The sequence below is a fragment of the Clostridium arbusti SL206 genome (assembly GCF_000246895.1).
Taxonomy (GTDB): Bacteria; Bacillota; Clostridia; order Clostridiales; family Clostridiaceae; genus Clostridium_I; species Clostridium_I arbusti.
Genome location: NZ_BAEV01000015.1, coordinates 1 through 18,060, shown reverse-complemented (window position 1 = coordinate 18,060; position 18,060 = coordinate 1). Strand labels below are relative to the sequence as shown.

Annotated in this window: 19 protein-coding genes and 1 riboswitch; of the genes, 14 read left to right on the top strand and 5 right to left on the bottom strand. The window is 29.8% G+C overall.

Features of this window, described 5'->3' with window-relative positions; genetic code table 11:
• Positions 1-82 precede the first annotated feature (82 nt).
• The 14 genes from RH99_RS04585 (at position 83) to fsa (ending at position 13,735) form a co-directional block, all read left to right on the top strand.
• Positions 83-1,684, top strand: a complete 1,602-nt coding sequence (locus RH99_RS04585; RefSeq protein ID WP_010234556.1) for a spore germination protein — start codon at positions 83-85, stop codon at positions 1,682-1,684.
• A gap of 36 nt (positions 1,685-1,720) precedes the next feature.
• Positions 1,721-2,905, top strand: coding sequence for a Ger(x)C family spore germination protein (locus RH99_RS04580; RefSeq protein WP_010234554.1), 1,185 nt, complete (start codon positions 1,721-1,723; stop codon positions 2,903-2,905).
• Between the two features lie 257 nt (positions 2,906-3,162).
• A complete protein-coding gene (locus tag RH99_RS04575; protein ID WP_010234552.1) occupies positions 3,163-4,272 on the top strand; it encodes a GerAB/ArcD/ProY family transporter in 1,110 nt (369 codons plus the stop codon).
• Positions 4,273-4,529: 257 nt separating this feature from the next.
• Positions 4,530-4,679, top strand: coding sequence for a hypothetical protein (locus RH99_RS18505; RefSeq protein ID WP_010234549.1), 150 nt, complete (start codon positions 4,530-4,532; stop codon positions 4,677-4,679).
• 76 nt (positions 4,680-4,755) lie between these two features.
• Positions 4,756-5,475, top strand: coding sequence for a LytR/AlgR family response regulator transcription factor (locus tag RH99_RS04570; protein WP_010234546.1), 720 nt, complete (start codon positions 4,756-4,758; stop codon positions 5,473-5,475).
• Positions 5,472-6,827: a sensor histidine kinase gene (locus RH99_RS04565; RefSeq protein ID WP_010234544.1), complete on the top strand. Its 1,356-nt coding sequence runs from the start codon at positions 5,472-5,474 to the stop codon at positions 6,825-6,827. The genes RH99_RS04570 and RH99_RS04565 overlap by 4 nt, the downstream gene beginning before the upstream one ends.
• A 158-nt stretch (positions 6,828-6,985) precedes the next feature.
• Positions 6,986-7,909 carry an ABC transporter ATP-binding protein gene (locus RH99_RS04560; protein WP_010234542.1) on the top strand — a complete coding sequence of 308 codons (924 nt, stop codon included), beginning with the start codon at positions 6,986-6,988 and terminating at the stop codon, positions 7,907-7,909.
• Positions 7,902-8,639: an ABC transporter permease gene (locus RH99_RS04555; RefSeq protein WP_010234540.1), complete on the top strand. Its 738-nt coding sequence runs from the start codon at positions 7,902-7,904 to the stop codon at positions 8,637-8,639. The genes RH99_RS04560 and RH99_RS04555 overlap by 8 nt, the downstream gene beginning before the upstream one ends.
• A gap of 72 nt (positions 8,640-8,711) precedes the next feature.
• Complete coding sequence (locus tag RH99_RS04550) at positions 8,712-8,936, top strand: hypothetical protein (protein ID WP_010234538.1); 225 nt, start codon at positions 8,712-8,714, stop codon at positions 8,934-8,936.
• Positions 8,937-9,342: 406 nt separating this feature from the next.
• A riboswitch (Lysine riboswitch) is annotated at positions 9,343-9,516 on the top strand.
• A 109-nt stretch (positions 9,517-9,625) separates the two neighbouring features.
• Positions 9,626-10,492: a 4-hydroxy-tetrahydrodipicolinate synthase gene (gene dapA, locus RH99_RS04545; protein WP_010234536.1), complete on the top strand. Its 867-nt coding sequence runs from the start codon at positions 9,626-9,628 to the stop codon at positions 10,490-10,492.
• Between the two features lie 84 nt (positions 10,493-10,576).
• The gene (locus RH99_RS04540) at positions 10,577-11,830 is read left to right on the top strand and encodes a type II restriction enzyme NmeDI-related protein (protein ID WP_010234534.1); all 1,254 of its coding nucleotides are present in this window, start codon (positions 10,577-10,579) and stop codon (positions 11,828-11,830) included.
• A 76-nt stretch (positions 11,831-11,906) separates the two neighbouring features.
• Positions 11,907-12,209, top strand: a complete 303-nt coding sequence (locus RH99_RS04535; RefSeq protein WP_010234531.1) for a hypothetical protein — start codon at positions 11,907-11,909, stop codon at positions 12,207-12,209.
• A gap of 211 nt (positions 12,210-12,420) precedes the next feature.
• Positions 12,421-13,032, top strand: a complete 612-nt coding sequence (locus RH99_RS04530) for an NUDIX hydrolase (RefSeq protein WP_010234528.1) — start codon at positions 12,421-12,423, stop codon at positions 13,030-13,032.
• A gap of 55 nt (positions 13,033-13,087) precedes the next feature.
• The gene (fsa, locus tag RH99_RS04525) at positions 13,088-13,735 is read left to right on the top strand and encodes a fructose-6-phosphate aldolase (RefSeq protein ID WP_010234525.1); all 648 of its coding nucleotides are present in this window, start codon (positions 13,088-13,090) and stop codon (positions 13,733-13,735) included.
• A gap of 180 nt (positions 13,736-13,915) precedes the next feature.
• Here the strand turns inward: fsa and RH99_RS20025 are convergent, their stop codons facing one another.
• From RH99_RS20025 to RH99_RS04500, 5 genes are all read right to left on the bottom strand, one after another.
• The gene (locus RH99_RS20025; protein ID WP_373854700.1) at positions 13,916-14,074 is read right to left on the bottom strand and encodes a hypothetical protein; all 159 of its coding nucleotides are present in this window, start codon (positions 14,072-14,074) and stop codon (positions 13,916-13,918) included.
• A 26-nt stretch (positions 14,075-14,100) separates the two neighbouring features.
• The gene (locus RH99_RS04515; protein WP_010234523.1) at positions 14,101-14,997 is read right to left on the bottom strand and encodes a sensor histidine kinase; all 897 of its coding nucleotides are present in this window, start codon (positions 14,995-14,997) and stop codon (positions 14,101-14,103) included.
• A gap of 178 nt (positions 14,998-15,175) precedes the next feature.
• Positions 15,176-15,679: a DUF1648 domain-containing protein gene (locus RH99_RS04510; protein ID WP_010234521.1), complete on the bottom strand. Its 504-nt coding sequence runs from the start codon at positions 15,677-15,679 to the stop codon at positions 15,176-15,178.
• 287 nt (positions 15,680-15,966) lie between these two features.
• Entirely contained in the window at positions 15,967-16,860 is an 894-nt protein-coding gene (locus RH99_RS04505) for a DUF2705 family protein (protein WP_010234519.1), read from the bottom strand.
• A complete protein-coding gene (locus RH99_RS04500) occupies positions 16,853-17,776 on the bottom strand; it encodes an ABC transporter ATP-binding protein (protein ID WP_010234517.1) in 924 nt (307 codons plus the stop codon). The genes RH99_RS04505 and RH99_RS04500 overlap by 8 nt, the downstream gene beginning before the upstream one ends.
• Positions 17,777-18,060 lie beyond the last annotated feature (284 nt).

Here is an 18,060-nt window from a genome sequence, read left to right as displayed (position 1 = left end):
TGATATATAAGGAAGAATAAATCTAGATATTCATACTTCAAGGTATAGAAGTTACAATTAAAATAAAAATGGAGGTATTGAAATGGGAACAAACATGGATGAATTTTATGATAAATCAGCAGTACCCCCTGATGATATTGATAAGGTTTTCTCAACAAATGAAGAATATATAGAAAATCAAGCTCTTAGTGGAAACTTAGCAAGCGATGTTCAAGAACTTAAAACAATTTTTAATAAATCTTCTGATATAGTGTATAGGAAATTTCAATTTGCTAGTACAAGAAAAGGAATATTGATTTTTATAGATGGATTTGTAGATATTAAATTAATTGATTCAGATGTATTGAGACCATTAATAGATTATAGACAAAAAGAATTACAAAATAAAAATATTTTTGTAGGCGAAATACTAAATTTGCTACAAAATCGAGTGATTACAGCATCAAACATAAAATTATATACGAATATTCAGGATGTTGTAGATAATGTAGTTAAAGGTAACACTGTTCTATTAATTGACGGAATACAGCAAGCTATATCCATAGATGTAAAAAAATTTGATAAGAGAAATGTAGAGGAACCACAAGTAGAATCGGTTGTTAGAGGTCCACGTGAAGGATTTACGGAAAATTTACGTACCAATATAATTTTAGTAAGAAGAAGGTTAAAGACCTCTAAGCTAAAAATAGAGAGTATGAAACTTGGTCGTTTGTCACAAACAGATATTGCAGTTATGTACATAGATGGCATTGTTAAAGATTCCTTGGTAACGGAAATACTAAATAGAATGTCTAAAATAGATATAGATACAATAGTGGAAAGTATAACTATTGAAGAAATAATAGAGGATAATCATTTTTCAATTTTCTCTCAATTTGGAATTACGGAAAGACCAGATAGGTTAGCAGCTAATTTATCTGAGGGACATGTAGGAATTATTATAGATAATACACCAATGGCACTAATGGCTCCACATACCTTTATTGATATGATGAAATCTAGTGAAGACTATTATGATAGATACTTTACATCTTGTCTAATCACATGGATACGTTATTTATTTTTAATTTTAAGTGTATTTTTACCTTCTTTCTATATTGCGCTGTTAACATTTCATCAAGGTATGATACCGAGGCCCCTATTGCTTACTATAGCATCTTCAAGAGAAGGTGTTCCCTTTCCGATATTTATTGAAAGTTTACTGATGCAGATTTTTTTTGAAGGTTTACAGGAAGCAAGTATTCGTCTTCCAAGGGTAACAGGACAGACTGTAAGTATCATTGGTGGATTAGTAATAGGTCAGGCTGCTATACAAGCTGGCATTGTTTCAGCAGCAACAGTTATTGTCATTGCAATTACTGGTGTTGCATCTTTTACTATGCCTAGACAGAATTTAGTAGCAGCTATTCGTATAACTCGTTTTCCTATGATAATTCTTGGTGGAACTCTAGGGTTATATGGAATATTTATTGGTGCTTTTTTTACTCTAATTCATATGGAAAAACTGCGTTCTTTTGGTATTCCTTTTTTAACATCAATATCTCCATTGAGCCTATCTGATTTGAAAGATACCTTTATACGAGCACCTTGGTGGGCTATGATTTCAAGACCTGATTTTATAGAAACTAAAAATTCTAATCGTATGAAGAAAACTGCAAGTAATCGTTCTTCTAAGAGTAAGTAATTAAGCTTTGATCATAAGCTGGAAGGAAGATTTTTTATGAAAAAGAAGAGCTTTTTAGTGATTATTATTATAATTATACAATTAATTACTGGTTGCACAAGTGATTCCATTGAAGTAAGTAATATAGCTATCGTATCTGGAATAGGGCTAGATAAAATGGAAGATGGTAAAATCCTTGTTTCAGTTCTTATTCCAGTTACTAGATCTGCGGGTTTTGGTGGGTTATTATCTGCTGGTTCTGCTAGGACTGAATCAACAACATTAGTATCAGAAAAGGGAGAAGGGGTAATGGATGCCTATAGAAGGATTGAAAAGAAATTATCTCGAAGACTTTTCTTTTCTCAAAATGGAGGCATTTTTATAGGAGAAAATTTGGCACGAGATGGTATTTCAGACGTTATTGATTTTCTTTACAGAAATCCAGAATCCCATTTACGATCATATGTATTTTTTACAAAGGGATTAGCAGCTAAACTATTGAGTATGGAATCAAAGTTAGAGAGGAGTATTATTGAAAAGTTTGTAAAAGAGGAAGAATTGGAAGCTGGCTTCAAAGTTAATTTCAAGGATTTTTTAAATATGATAAATGAAGAAGGAGAAGAAGGCATTGCAGCTCAAGTTATGATAACACCATTAGATGTAAGTGGAAGCTTTGATTCTATAACTTCAGGTATAGATGGAGCGGCTGTACTATACAAGTATAAATTAGTTGGATGGTTAAATTCAAAAGAATCTAGAGGAGCATTGTGGCTTCGTAATGAGATACAGACAGGTATAATAACAGACATTCCAGATAAAAAGAGCAATGGTGTAGTGGGAGTAAAAATAGTAAATGCAAATACTAAGGTTAATCCTATACTTAATGGAAAGCAAGTAGAGATGGAAGTTAAAATCAACATAAAAGGAGATATTTTTGAAAATTCATCAAATTTAGATTTAAGTAATCCGGAGACTATACATTTGATTCAAGGAAAAGTAGCTGAGGATATCAATGGAACAATTCAGTTAGCTCTTGAAAAGGTACAAAAACATTTAAAATCTGATGTATTTGGATTTGGCACAGCTGTATATAGAAAGCACCCTAAGCAGTGGAATAATTATTATAAAGGTCACTGGAGTGAAGAATTTAGCAAAGTAAAAGTAAAAGTCATATGTGATGTTAATATACCCAATATCGGACTTCAGAGTAAAAGACTTACTCCTAACTATGATAAGTATTGAAGCAAGTTCTTAATTCAGGTGGGAATTCTTTTACCCCATCTGAATTTTAGAACTGCAAATGCATGGCTTACTTGGCGTTGAGCTCCCACTTGAAGAAAAGCAGAGAACCAAAATCTTTTTTTTGATTTTGTGTGAATCGCTTTCGCAGAGTGCAAGCAGAGAACCAAAATCTTTTTTTTGATTTTGTGTGAATCGCTTTCACAGAGTGCGTGGGAGACTTACGCCAAGTTAGTCAGGTTAAAATGAGGAGGGATTTTATGGAACGTATTTCTAATTATCAATTATATGTATTAACAGTATTATATCAGATAGGAACCACTATTGTGTTTGGATTTGGAGCAGTTGCGGGTAGGGATGCATGGATCTCTGTATTAATATCCTCATCTGTAGGATTGATAATCATGCTATTATATACCTTACTTATGCGTATGAATCCTGGATTAACTTTAGTGGAATGGTGGCGGGCACAATTTGGGAAATGGATAGGGACACCTATTGCATGGGCTTATACACTATTAATATTATACGAGGTAGGGCGCGGTGTAGGTGACTTGAAATTTTTAATACCGATAACAATATTACCTAAGACACCTATTTTTATAGTTTTGATTGTATTTATGATTGTATTGATATATGGTGCATTTGCTGGCATAGAAGTCATTGCACGACTAGGAGAGATAGTTTTCCCGGTAATTTTATTTCTGTTCCCCATTGAAATAATTTTAATTTTTGGCTCACATATTATGAATATACAGCATTTACAGCCTATTGCAGGTAAAGGATGGTCACAAATTTTAGAGGCAGTATGGCCAGTAGGTATTACTCAATCCTTTGGCGAATCTATAGAACTTGCCATGATTTGGCCATTAGTAAGTCAACCTGAGAAAATTATAAGGACCACGTTACTAGCTACTATTACATCTGGATTATTTATTGCAATTTTTGATGCAATAGCAGTAGCAACTTTGGGAGGTGCTATCTTTGAAAATAGCATTTATCCCATGTATACCTTAATTCAACAAATAAGTTTAGGGGAATTTGTTGACAATTTAGATGCAATTGAAGTTTTATATTTTCTAACCACTATATTTTTCAAAATATCTATTCATATGTTTGCAGTAGTTAGAGCTATTCAAAAGTTAACATTAGTTAAGAATAGCAGAGTATTCATTTTGCCAGTGTCAGCAATAGCATTATATTTGGGCATGACAATGTCATCTAATATATTGGTACATATTGAAACAAGTTTAAAAATGATTCAATATAATTTGTTTGTACCACTATTTATAATATTACCGAGTATATTATTTGTTGTTACTTTAATTCGTGGAAAGTATAGGAAAAATGAAAAATATTTAAAAAGTTAATGAGTTTTGAAGAAAAGTACATAAAGGAGATATAAAAAGTGGAGAAATTTTTACTACCATGGGAGCCTCATGTACTACAAAGATATCCCTTGGCAATGCCTATATTTATATTAATTTTAAGCATTATTTTATCTATTATTACTTGGATCAGGGAAAAAGGGCAGTGATAATTAGAATTTCTAGTACCGGGTCTTTTTGTTGAAAATTGAAGTTATATTTTTGTTTATACGCATCTTCATGTAAAGGCTGGAAAAGTTATGGTAACAAGAGGAATAAAGCTCTATTGGAATGTAGTAATGGCTTCTGCACTTCCAGCTATAATTAGTGGGATAAAACAAGGATGGTCTCTTGCATGGAGAGCATCAATTTTGAGTTTTCAGATGTCTTTTATTCAGACCGTTCATTAGTAAAAGTTCTGAATAAGATAACCTGAATTTATATTATGATATAATATAAATATAACCATAATTAAGGAGAAATAGTATGATGAAAGTAATAATTTGTGAGGATAATTCAGTGCATAGAGCTAAACTTAAACAACTTATTGAGAATACTATTTTAAGAGAAAAAGTTGATTTAGATATAGCTCTTTGTGTAGGAGAACCTGAGGAGGTAATAGATTATACAGAAAAAAATCATATTACAGGAATTTATTTTTTAGATGTAGATTTGAAGAATAATATAAATGGCATACGGCTAGGAGAACGAATTAGAGAAATGGATCCTTTAGGATTTATAATATTTACTACTACACATTTAGAGATGAGTTATTTAGCATTTAAATATAAAGTAGAAGCTATGGATTATGTAATCAAGGAAGATTATGATTTTAAACAAAGAGTAGAAAGTTGTCTTTTAAAGGCGTACAGTACTTATTACAAAGGAAAGCTTAAAGAAGGATACATCTCCATAAAGGAAGATACTAGAATAATAAATATTAAGCTTTGTGACATTTTATTTATTGAAACTACTGAAATAGCTCACAGGATAAGGGTGCATGAGGAAAATAGACAGTTTGAGTTTTATGGAAATTTGAAAAATGTACAGGAAAAGCTCACTTCAAATTTTTACAGATGTCATAAATCTTATATTGTGAATAAAGATAAGATTGAAGAGATAGATAAAAAAAACAATAAAATTATTATGATAAATGGAGAAGAATGTTATGTTTCCTTCAGGTATATGAGGGGACTTTTATTATGACGTTTTTAACTTTTATAAATAAATTTCTATTTTATCTTATTATACCGTCTATGCTAATGAGCAGCTTGTGTTGTATTGCAATTTATACTTTATATAAAAATATAGCAAGTATCAAGGATATGAAGAAATACTTTCTTATTTCATTTGTAATAGGAATGGTACTTGCTACTGGTTCATATGCGATAATACTTCCTATACTTTCTGTTGTCACTATTGTTCAATTGAGAAATAATGAAAATAGAATAAGAATAAAAATATTAACAACTATTTATATTATTTACTTTGTAAATACGGTATACATTTTTATATACACATTTTCAGGTGCAAAATTGTATAATATACCCTTTAAATATACTTTAATTCAATTTATTATAATGATGTTTATTATAATTCCAGCATGTTTAATAATAAATAGAATTACTTCAAGGATAAAAGTACATAAAGAGCTTTTACCATCGCAGATAAGATTCAGAATGATTTTAATAATAAGCATACCATTAACTATAATTATTGAAGGGATATATATATTTACATTTCCATATTTAGTAGATAGGGAAAAAATTGATTTTATACTTGGAAATTTTGTTCCAGAGGTATTGCCCCTAATAGCAATCATACTTACAAGTATTATAGTTTATAATTATGATAAAAGTGTTGAATATAGGGTGAAATTGAAAAGAGAAATTGAAGAAAAACATGAAATCGAACAATATTCTAATATTATAGAAGACATGTATAGTGAAACAAGAAGATTTAAGCATGATTACATAAATATGCTTTCACCACTTAAGGAATACATAGATGATAGTGATTTAGAAGGACTTCGTGAATTCTTTTACAATAATATTATTAATTTGGACAAGGATATAAAGTGGAATAACAGCAATATTGATAAGTTAAAATATATTAAAGTTACTGGTCTAAAGGCCATTTTATCTACAAAGTTAATAAAGGCTATATCCATGAAAATAGATATAAAAGTTGATATTGTAGAGGATATCTTAAGTGTATATATGAATATAATGGATTTATGTAGGATAATGGGAATATTAATGGACAATGCCATTGAAGCTGCAGGAGAATGTGAGGATGCAAAAATTTGTATATGCATTGTGAATAAAAATAGTTACATAGTTATAGTAGTGCAGAATAACTTTTTTGGAAAGAAGCCATTAATTCATAAAATATATAAAGAAGGATTTTCTACAAAAGGTAAGGGTAGAGGCTTAGGATTATATACTGTTAAAGATATTATAAATAAAAAGTACGATAATGTATTTTTAAATACAGCAATTGAAAATAATATGTTTATCCAGGAATTATGGATAAAATCTATTGAAAAGACATCCTGACAGGGGTGTCTTTTTCATAAACGTAAAGTTTTTAATCATCGCCGTAAAGTTAGATGCTTTTTATGAATATATAAATATCACTTAGGAAGTATATAGAAATAATGAAATCACAATCTGATAATATGTAATCATCAAATAGATACAGGGAGATGATTGCTATGGAACATAAATGTTTACTGGAAACGCATAATTTAACTAAAGAATATAATAAGAAAAAAGCAGTGAATAATTTAAATATTACAGTATATGAAGGTGATGTATATGGATTTTTAGGACCTAATGGAGCAGGCAAAAGCACTACTATAAAGAGTATGCTTGGACTTATAAAACCTACTTCAGGCAAGGTTGTTATTAATGGATATGAAGTAGTAAAAGATCGTGAAAATGCTATTAAGAAAATAGGAGCTATGGTAGAGTCGCCAAGCTTTTATGGAGGATTATCAGGATATAAGAATCTGCTTCTAATGGCAAATTTATATGGTATTTCTAAAAAAAGAGTAGATGAAGTGCTTAAAATGATAGATATGACTTATGCTAGAAATAAAAGTGTATCTAAATATTCTTTAGGCATGAAGCAAAGGCTTGGAATTGCAAGGGCCTTTTTAAATAATCCTAATATAGTTATATTAGACGAACCAACAAATGGACTAGACCCTCAGGGAATAAAAGAAATAAGAGAGCTTATACAGCATTTATCAAAAAAATATAAAGTAACCTTTCTCATATCATCTCATATATTAAATGAAATTCAGGCCGTATGTAATAGAATAGGAATTATAGAGAAAGGAATTCTTAGGGTTCAGGGTTATGTTGAGGAACTTTTAAATACAGATCAGGAAGTAATAGAAATTCATACAATAGAAAAGGAAAAAACTTCTAGGCTACTAAAGGATATGAGTATTTCTTGCAATATTGAAGATTTTGAGGCTGGCATAAGAATTAAGGTACAGAAGGGGAATTTTAAAAATATAAATAAGCTTTTAGTTTCAAATGATATTAATGTGGAAAATTTATATTGTAAGGAAACTTCATTAGAGGATTATTTTTTAAATGTAACAGAAGGAGATAAAAGAGATGTTTAAGGTTTTAAAAAATGAAATTATAAAAATGTTCAGTGGTAAAAAATTTTATATATTGTCAGCTATTTTAATTATAAGTATAGTCATTATGGCTATTATTGGAACCAGTGACAGTACAATAAATGCAAAGAATTTTTTAGTTCAAACTCTTTCTGGAATGGTAATGAAACCTATAGTACCAATCTTCATGGTGCTAGTAATAGCAGAAATACTTACAGAAGATTACACTCATGGAACTATGAAGTTCTCTTTAATAACACCTATAAAAAAGAGTGATTTGTTAATTGGCAAGCTTTTATCCATATATTTGTATGCCTTAATATTTATGATTATCAGCTTTATTACAAGTTACATTACAGGGAGTATTGTATTTGGATTAGGAGATAGAGGAGACATTATAAATAATTTTATTTATAATGCTAAATGTTATGCTATTATTATATTGCCTTTGCTATCATTTTCTACAGTTATAAGTTTCATTGCATTATTTATTAATAATAGTGGAGCCGTGATAGGATTAGGAATTGGAATTAATTTCATTATGGTTATATTAGATATGAGTATAAAGAATATAATATATTTTACATTTTCAGGAGGGATGTATGCGTACCAGTTTATTGGCAAAGCAGGGGCTCATAATATTTTAAATTTTCCTATAACAGCATGTATATATATTTTAATATTTTTATTACTTAGTGTAGCTACTATTTGTAATAAGGATATAGTATTGTAGAGGGAGCAAACTTTAAGTAAGTGTATAAATAGTAAAAGTTAGAATATAAAACTTAGTTATGAGTTCTGATGTATGGATTTACACTTGAGGCTGTTAGCTAGAATGCTTGAAAAAAACTTAATAAGAGAAATTGATACTGAATTGATTGCGGATGAATACAATTATGCATTAGTTGCAATGACTTTTGAATATGCTCATGCTACAAATGATGGTAAGGATACAGCTCCAATAATAAGAAAAATGTTTAAACATATAAAATTCATATGTGATTATTTAAAACCCAATGAAATAAAATAATCATAATAAGGGAGTTAAATTATGAAAAAGTTTTAAATTAGTATATTACCTCCTTTACTGGCGGGATTAGGTTTTAAAAGAATACCACAATTTAAACATTTAACTATATATTCTCTTATTTCAAGTTTAATTATATTTATCAGTGGGGGTATTACTGCCGCCGGAGCTGCTAATGAGTTTAGATACTTTGGTATCATTGAGAGAATTACAATTGGCACATACATTATATGGATTTTAGTTATTTCATTTCAAATATTTTTTATCAATTCAAGAGTATCAGTATATGGAAGAGTAGATAAGAAATTAAATTTGTAGAAATTAAAATATCATAAAAATAGATTTGCTATACAACCTTGAACTCCCTAAAAAAATATGATACACTATTATCATTAAAAATTGAATTCTTACCTAGGGTAGAGGAGCTGTAATTATAAGTATATGTTCGTAGCTTGCAGGCAACGAAGAACATAGAAAGGGATTATGGCCGAAGAAAGCAGTCTGGCAGGAATGTTTTCTGGGTTTGCATAAAATATGTGCAAAACTGTCACTATGGATAGTATAGTGGAGAACTACAAGGTACACGTGCATTGTTAATATTGAAATTATGATACTAACAGCAAAGGTGTTCCTTTGCTGTTAGTTTTTTGTGACTATAATTTTGCCAGGGTAAGAGGAAGGTAGGTATAAATATGAAAATTGAAGGTATTTTAGTACCAATTATTACTCCATTTGAAAATGGACAAGTTGATTTTGAATCTTATAAAAATATGATAGAGCATTATTCTCAAATGGATATAGCAGGCTTTATTCCTCTTGGAACTACAGGAGAAACTCCTACACTGTCTGAAGCTGAATATGAAGCTGTATTAGAAAAAACTGTGGAGTACAATGAAAAGAATTTACCTATCTATGTAGGCTTTGGCGGAAATAACACTGAGAAAATGGCAAAGAACGTAAAAATGTTTGAAAAATACGATATCAAAGGTATTTTATCTGTATGCCCTTATTATAATAGACCGGATCAAAGGGGAATATACCAGCATTTTAAGAGGATTTCTGAGGCAACTCCTCTTGATATACTTCTATATAATATACCGTATAGAACTGGTAGAAATATTGAAAATGACACAATTAGAAGACTTGCAGAGTTTAAGAACATAGTTGGGATAAAAGATGCCTGTGGTGACTTTAAGCAGACTACGGATCTCTTATTAAATAGACCTTCGGATAAGGATTTCTCAATACTTACAGGGGAAGATGGTTTCTTCTACAGTACTCTAATGCTTGGTGGAGATGGTGGAATACTGGCATCAGCCCATATGAATACAGAAAAATTTATTGAAGTTTATAAAAAGGTAAAAGAAAATAATCACCTTAAAGCCTTTGAAATATGGAAAGAAGTAGCTAATATTATTCCGCTATTATTTGAAGAACCTAATCCAGCACCAATAAAATATTGTCTATATAAAGCTGGACTCATAAAATCTCAAGAAATAAGGTTGCCACTAGTTGAAATATCAGAAGCTTTATCAGAAAAAATAGATAAAGTTATATAAAAAAACATCCAAATCGGTATCATTGTAGTAAAATAATGATATAAATTTGGATGTTTTTTAATTGTAATCAAAGGGGAGCTTAATTTGAAATCGAATTTAAAAGAACTAGTTGAACAATATAAAGTTGATGATGAATCTGTATATAATACATGGTTTAGGTATGATGCAAAGAGAATAAAAGCATTTCGTTCTATAAGACGTGGAGTAATGGATATTATTAGATCAATTAAAGAAGGTACTTTTGGTAATGATTTTAAAGGGTCACCGTTAGAGTTTGTATTAAATTGTATAACTGAACAAAAACAAGTATTTGAAGGTGCAGCTCATCCATTTTATTGGAAACCAAAGCTTAGAATACCAGATATATATGAAAATGAAGATAATAAACGGATTTTTGGACAGTTTTTAGAAGCTTGTTTGTCTGCTAGTAGTGAAGAAAAAATTGTTAAGGAGATTATAAAACTAGACGGATATAAAATTAAAGGATTAGGGCCAGCTGTGGCTAACATACTTTATTTTTTGCATCCTACTATAATTCCCCCATTTAATACGGCTATGGTCAGAGGGTTCAATACAATTTTTGATGAAAAGAAGAAATTAGGATCATGGACGCATTATCTAGAAATGAGAGAAATAATTATAAAAACAAATGAAGAGTTAAAATCTATATTGTCTAAAGATTTAGGAGCTATATCTGGGTTATTGTTTGATGTAGGAATTGGTAAAATTATACTTGATGAAAATTGGGAACCTGCTTTAAAGCTTGATAAAAATAAATTAGAAAAAATTTTAAGAAAACGTCATAAGGAAGTTGAAAATGAGATTAAAGAAGAAAATGAACATTTAAAAGTACAATGTTTGTTAACTGAAATCGGTAGTGAATTGGGCTATGATGTTTTTGTGGCTGTAAATGATCGAACTAAATCTATTGATGGGAAAAGTCTACAATTCATGACATTACCAGAGCCTCCTAAAATAGATGCTTCAAAAGAGGTAATAAAGACAATCTCTTTAATTGATGTTCTATGGATAAATAAGGGTAGTAAAGAAATAGAATGTGCTTTTGAAATTGAAAAAACTACATCCATATATTCAGGGATTTTAAGACTTATGGATTTAGCTTCTTCATTGGGAGATAAAAAACATAACTTTTTCCTAGTTGCACCAGATTCAAGAAGGAAAGAGCTAGATGCTCAATTAAAAAGACCTTCTTTCAGAAACGTGGATTGTGTGACTTTAAGATATATATTATTTTCTGATTTGTATAATAACTGTAGAGGTATTTGCAAATTTGGAGATGATTATAAAATACTATTTAAGATTGCAAAAAATCAGTAGTAAATTATTTTTAAAGAATAAACTTATCAATAATACATAAACTCATATAAGATTATCTGAAAGGAGTTTACTTTGTATGAGCGATTTTAATAGCCATGATTTTGATAAAATACTAAATAATATAAAATATAAAATAGGTAGTGTAGCTGAATGTGATAGTGTAAGGTCCATTGAAAGTAATCTTGATACTAAAGGTATGATGTTTAAATCTAAAAGTAATCCTATAAAAAATGGAATGCTTATAATTGGTGAGGATAAAGGGTCAATTGCAGTAGATATAAGTATAGATGATAATTCTTCTGTAAGAAGTTTTATACTTAAAAATAAATATGATACAGATGGAGTTAATAATATAGTTAAGTGGTTTGAAAGAAATTAAAAAAATAAATTAAAATCATGTAAGAATCATCCAAATTTATATTTGTTATGTTAGAATAATGATATACTTTTGGATGATTTTTCTTATAATACTCTTGAATTTATTACTACAGATATATTGGATATGGATAAAGTAGGGGATTTAGAAAAATATTTTTAAAAGAAAATAGAAGTATGTCACTTTATATATTATAGAAACTGAAGGTGTTATTATGAGTAAAAGTAGAATAAAAAAATTGACTACATTAGCAAAGACAAAATTTTTAAGCCTTTATGATTTAGAATATGAAGATAAAAAAGGTAAGACAAGGAACTGGACTATGGCTTCAAGAAAGAGTTTTGATACTCTTAGTGGTCAGTATTTTCATGGAAAGAAAGATAATCCAGATGCGTCTATAATTGCAGCACTGCATGAAGAATCAAATAAGATAGTTTGTATAAGACAATTCAGAGTACCTCTAAATGACTATATATATGAATTGCCAGCAGGACTTATTGACAAGGGTGAGAAATTTGATGAAGCTGCCAAAAGAGAACTGAGAGAAGAAACAGGACTTGAACTTGTGAAGATAGACTATGAAAAAACTAATAAAAAAGTATATGCTTCTGCAGGTATGACGGATGAATCCTCTGCTTTGGTATTTTGTACTTGTAAAGGTCAAGTGTCAGATAAATATCTTGAAGCTGAAGAAGAAATAGAAGTAGTGCTGCTTTCACAAGAAGAAGTAAAAGAATTACTTAAACAAGAAGAAGTTAAGATTGATATGAGAGCTTTCATATTGCTTCAGGCTTTTGTACAGCTTGGGGAGAAGATGTTTAAATAGGTTATAAGGTTGTCTTAAATTTCAAGTTTAATATTATACAAAGGGGAAATTAATAATGAAAATTTTTGTGGATACAGCAAATATTGAAGAAATAAGAAAGGCCAATGAATTAGGAGTAATATGTGGAGTAACAACAAATCCGTCACTTATAGCAAAAGAGGGAAGAGACTTTAAAGAAGTAATAAAGGAAATAACTGAAATAGTTGATGGCCCCATAAGTGGAGAAGTCATATCAATGGAATGTACTGGAATGGTTAAAGAAGCTCGTGAAATAGCTAAAATTCATAAGAATATGATAGTAAAGATTCCAATGTGTGAAGAGGGATTAAAAGCTGTAAGCATTTTGCATAAAGAGGGAATAAAAACAAATGTAACACTTATATTTTCTGCATTACAGGCATTACTTGCAGCAAGAGCTGGAGCCAGCTATGTAAGCCCATTTTTAGGTAGATTAGATGATATAGGGAGCACTGGAATTCAATTGATTAAGGATATATCAGAAATATTTAAGATTCATAACATAGATACAGAAATCATTTCAGCTAGCATAAGGCATCCAATTCATGTACTTGAGTGTGCCAAGGCGGGATCTAATATAGCTACAATACCATATAAAATAATAATCCAAATGATAAATCATCCACTTACAGATGCAGGAATAGAAAAATTCTTAAAGGATTATGAGGATACAAATAAGAGATAATTATCAAGGGACGTGTCGCCGTTAGCTCCATTTTTCTCTTCATAGCGGTGAAGTATTACAGCAGTTAGTCATTGAATAAAGTGTAGTTACTTATAAAGTGAAAATACTCTACAGGAGATTGGATCAAAATAAAATTTTGATTCGATGTACTGTAGAGTATTTTTAATAATTGGTATAAGTTTAATTCTTAAATCTCTTACCAGTGTTTGCATAAACAACACCTAAGATTGCTATTAAGGCAAACAAAGATATTCCAATACGGCTTATAGTATTCTGATATGAAAATTTTAATAATAAGGCGATTCCAATTATAAAGAATATTATGGAGAAAGCAAGCATTAAGTTACCTATAAATTTACATAATGCTAATTCATCATATTCCAGCAAACTCTAATTTTAAGCATGCCCTCACACAATTCAGCCTCAACTTTATTACCAAGCTGTTCTACTAAAGCTTTAGTTATACTGAGTCCAAGCCCTGTGTTTTTATTGCTTCTGGTTGAATCAGCAGTGAAGGTTCTATCAAAGAGATGATTTATATCTTTAGTTTTTAGTCCAGGGGCATTGTTTTCAAATTCTGTAACTACACAATTTTTTTCTTTTTTTAAAGATATAATTACATTTTTTTCTCCATGCTTTATAATGTTGTTCATTAGATTTGAAAATATCCTCATAACGGCTTTTTCATCTGTTATTGTGTTAGGTATATTTTCTTCAATGTTTATGTTAGGTTCTATTCCATTTTTAGTGAAGTCATCATAAAAAAGAGCTATGGCTTCACATAAAATATCCTTTAGATTTATGGACTTTAAATCAAATTTGCAGTCACCAGCTTCAACTCTTGATAATTCATAAAAGTTTGTAATGAGGTCTTGCAGCCTTGATGTTCTCTTTTTAATAATGTCCATATATTTATACTTTTGCTCTTTTGTAAGATTGTTTTCATCTATAAGCTGAACATATCCCATTATAGAGGTAAGAGGAGTTCGCAGATCATGACACATGTTGGCTATGCTGCATCTTAGTTCTTCTTCACTATGTTTCATTTTAACGGTTGCATTCTGATTTTTTTCGTATATATCATTAATGGATAATACTAAATTTTCTATATCTTTATTCATAGAGTTCATTCTAAGACTACAGTATTGACCTTTGCTGTTTGTAACTTGATTGGTAATGTATTTAACTTCGTTTTTATACCTTATTATAAAAGTGAGCAGGGCCACAATAATTATAATAAGAATTAGAATTAAAAACTGCATTTTGCTCACTCCCTTAATTAGGCATATTCAAATAAATAACTAGTCAGTATACTAGCCTATTTTGAATCCTACTGCGTCAGCAGAACCCTCAGATAGCCCAACTATCTTCGGAACCTGCTTCCTTGTTGGATTCAAAATATTCGTCGCATCTTTGACTTACTATTTATTTTCACATGCCTCATTCTTTGTTTCTATACATCTTCCACATGAAATATGCTGTAGTACCAAGAATTAACAAGAGAAAAATAGGAAGAAATAAAACACCTAAACTATTAGTTTTTGTAAAAATAGAGTATAGAGTTCTCAGTGATATATAAGAAAAACAAATGGTTATCTCTACATTCATTACAAGCATTAGACTACGCGCATTTTTATATTGATACTGTGCATTTTCTTTAGTTATGTTAACAGAATAATTGTAAAGATGAGGAAATTTACTCAAAATTGTGAGCATTAAAAGTATAGCTAGATTTATTATAGGTAATATAAGAATACTTCCTCTGGCTCCTGTCCCATTAACATTATCAGCAGCATCATAATGAGTTGGTATTATACTCGGAAGTTTGTTCCAATAGAATATTACAACTATGAAGTTTATTATGAAAAGTATAGCAGATAAAACTATAGAAGCCTTTTCTAAGAAAGAATATCTTAATTTTAAAACTGGTCTTTTTTCACTCATAGGATAACCCTCCAATACATGAATATAATTGATATTATTTCTTATATTGTATCATATTTATATAACAGCTAGAATCTGTAATACTCCAACTTACAAATCTAAAGCTGAAGATAACAGATTACATTTCTAGGTAATTCAGATAAATTTAAAGAAATTACAAACTCGCTGTAAGTAAAATTTATTGATGATATAAATAAGTAAATTCTATTACATATATTGTAAAATAAGTCATGAAATTTTATTTATTTAAAGATACTAGCAAGAGTTTCTGCTATGAGTCCATATAATTATTTTATATCCTGTCTCTTAAGAACTAATATACCTAAAATTCCTGTTATGAAGATGGTAATAATACTTACAACTACAGCTCTAAATATATCAGAACTACCAGCGTTAATAGAAGTTCCAACAGCCCAGTTATAGGACAGAGTACATCTATATATTTTATCAAACCAATCAAAGCTACCATATAAAATACCTAATAAAGCAGCTACATTAGAAAATACTACTACACCTATGGCTATAGTTAATGCACTACTCTTTAATAGGGTGGAGATTAGCATTATAAATGAAGTAGTAGCTATACCAATTAATATTGCAAGGGCGAAGGTTTTTATTATACCAAGAAGTTCAGCTCCGTTAAAAGGGACTCCCCAAGTAAAGAATAGTGTGCTTCCTAAAGTTCCTACAGCTACCATAATGCCAAGTAAAATAGTAAAACCTATGGAGGTAGCGATTAATTTTGCAATATAATAATGCTCTCTTTTTTTACCATAAGCTAAAATGTTTTTTATTGTACCAGTGGTGTATTCTTTGGCAATTAGGTTAGCTACTAATATTGCAATAAGTATTTCAATTATGCCGCTGCCAAAGGAGTTATGAAATATTTCTCTAACTTTAGGATGGAATAAATCTTTACTAATATTGTGAAAACCTAAATTTCCACCTTTAAATACAGAGTTGTTGCTGTTATTACTACTGTCTTGTTTCAGTTGATTTATCATTTGATCCTGTTGCTGTTTTGACATCCCCTGTAGGCTGCTTCGTATAACATCTTCTGAGGACATTATTTTTGATGTACCTACAATTATCATGCCTATGACTATAGCCACTATACATAGTACAATAAAAATCCTTGTTTTAAACAATTTATAAATTTCTGCATGAATTAGTCTAAGCATGAACTTCACCCCCTATTATTCTTAAAAAATATTCTTCTAGATTTTGTCCTTTAGATAGTATTTTTTCAACCTCTATACCTTTGGAAGCTAGAAGGGTATTTATTTTACCTACATCTTGAAGATTGCTGTATATTTTAATTATATTATTTTCCTGTACAGAATAATCTTTAATACTAAGCTCGGTTTCAAGTAATACCACTGCTTTCTTAGCATCACTTACTTTAAGCTCTATATACTGCTTACATTTTTCAATTAGCTCTTCAGCAGAAATTTCTTCTATTAATTTACCTTCATTGATTATTCCATAACAGGTGGCGAGTTCAGAAAGTTCACTTAGTATGTGGCTGGATATTAATATAGTCACTTCTTTTTCTTTATTTATCTTCTTTAGAAGTTCTCTTATGGAAACAATACTAACAGGATCTAGACCATTAGTTGGTTCATCTAAAATTAAAAATCTTGGATTACCTAAAAGTGCATTGGCAATGCCTAAACGCTGCCTCATGCCTAAGGAATAATTTTTGACCTTTTTCTTTCCTGTATCATTAAGACTCACCAAATTTAAAACTTCTTCAATACACTCTTTTCCTGGAATATTTCTCACAAGCCTAGATACTTCTAAGTTTTCTCTAGCGGTCATATGAGGATAGAAGGCTGGAATTTCTACTACACTGCCAAGCATAGTTCTTACTTCATTTAATTGGTTAGGGGATGAAGCGCCTAGAAGTTCCATTTCACCACTGCTTATGGAGATTAAGCCAGTTATCATTCTTATTAAAGTGGTTTTTCCAGCACCATTTCTTCCAATAAATCCGTATATGTCTCCTTTGTTTATAGTCATATTTACATTGTTTACGGCCATTTCAGTGCCGTATTTCTTAGACAGGTTATGAGTTTTTAAAATTGTATCTTTCATAGTTTGCCCCCTTAATTTTATTGATTAATTTTAATAAATAAGTTTCAATTATTTATCTACAGTATTAAATTATTATTTTCTGTAGATGATACTATACATCTCCACTAGAAACCTAAGAATTTTATACCATACTTACAAATACGTAATAGTAGAGTTTATCAAACTTATATTTGAAAAGTAATCTTTAGTGGAATGTAATTACAGTTTTATTATGCAATATAATCAATAAAATCAGCTAAAACAAATATTAAGAAAGTATTAAGATTTTAAAATTACACCCATGG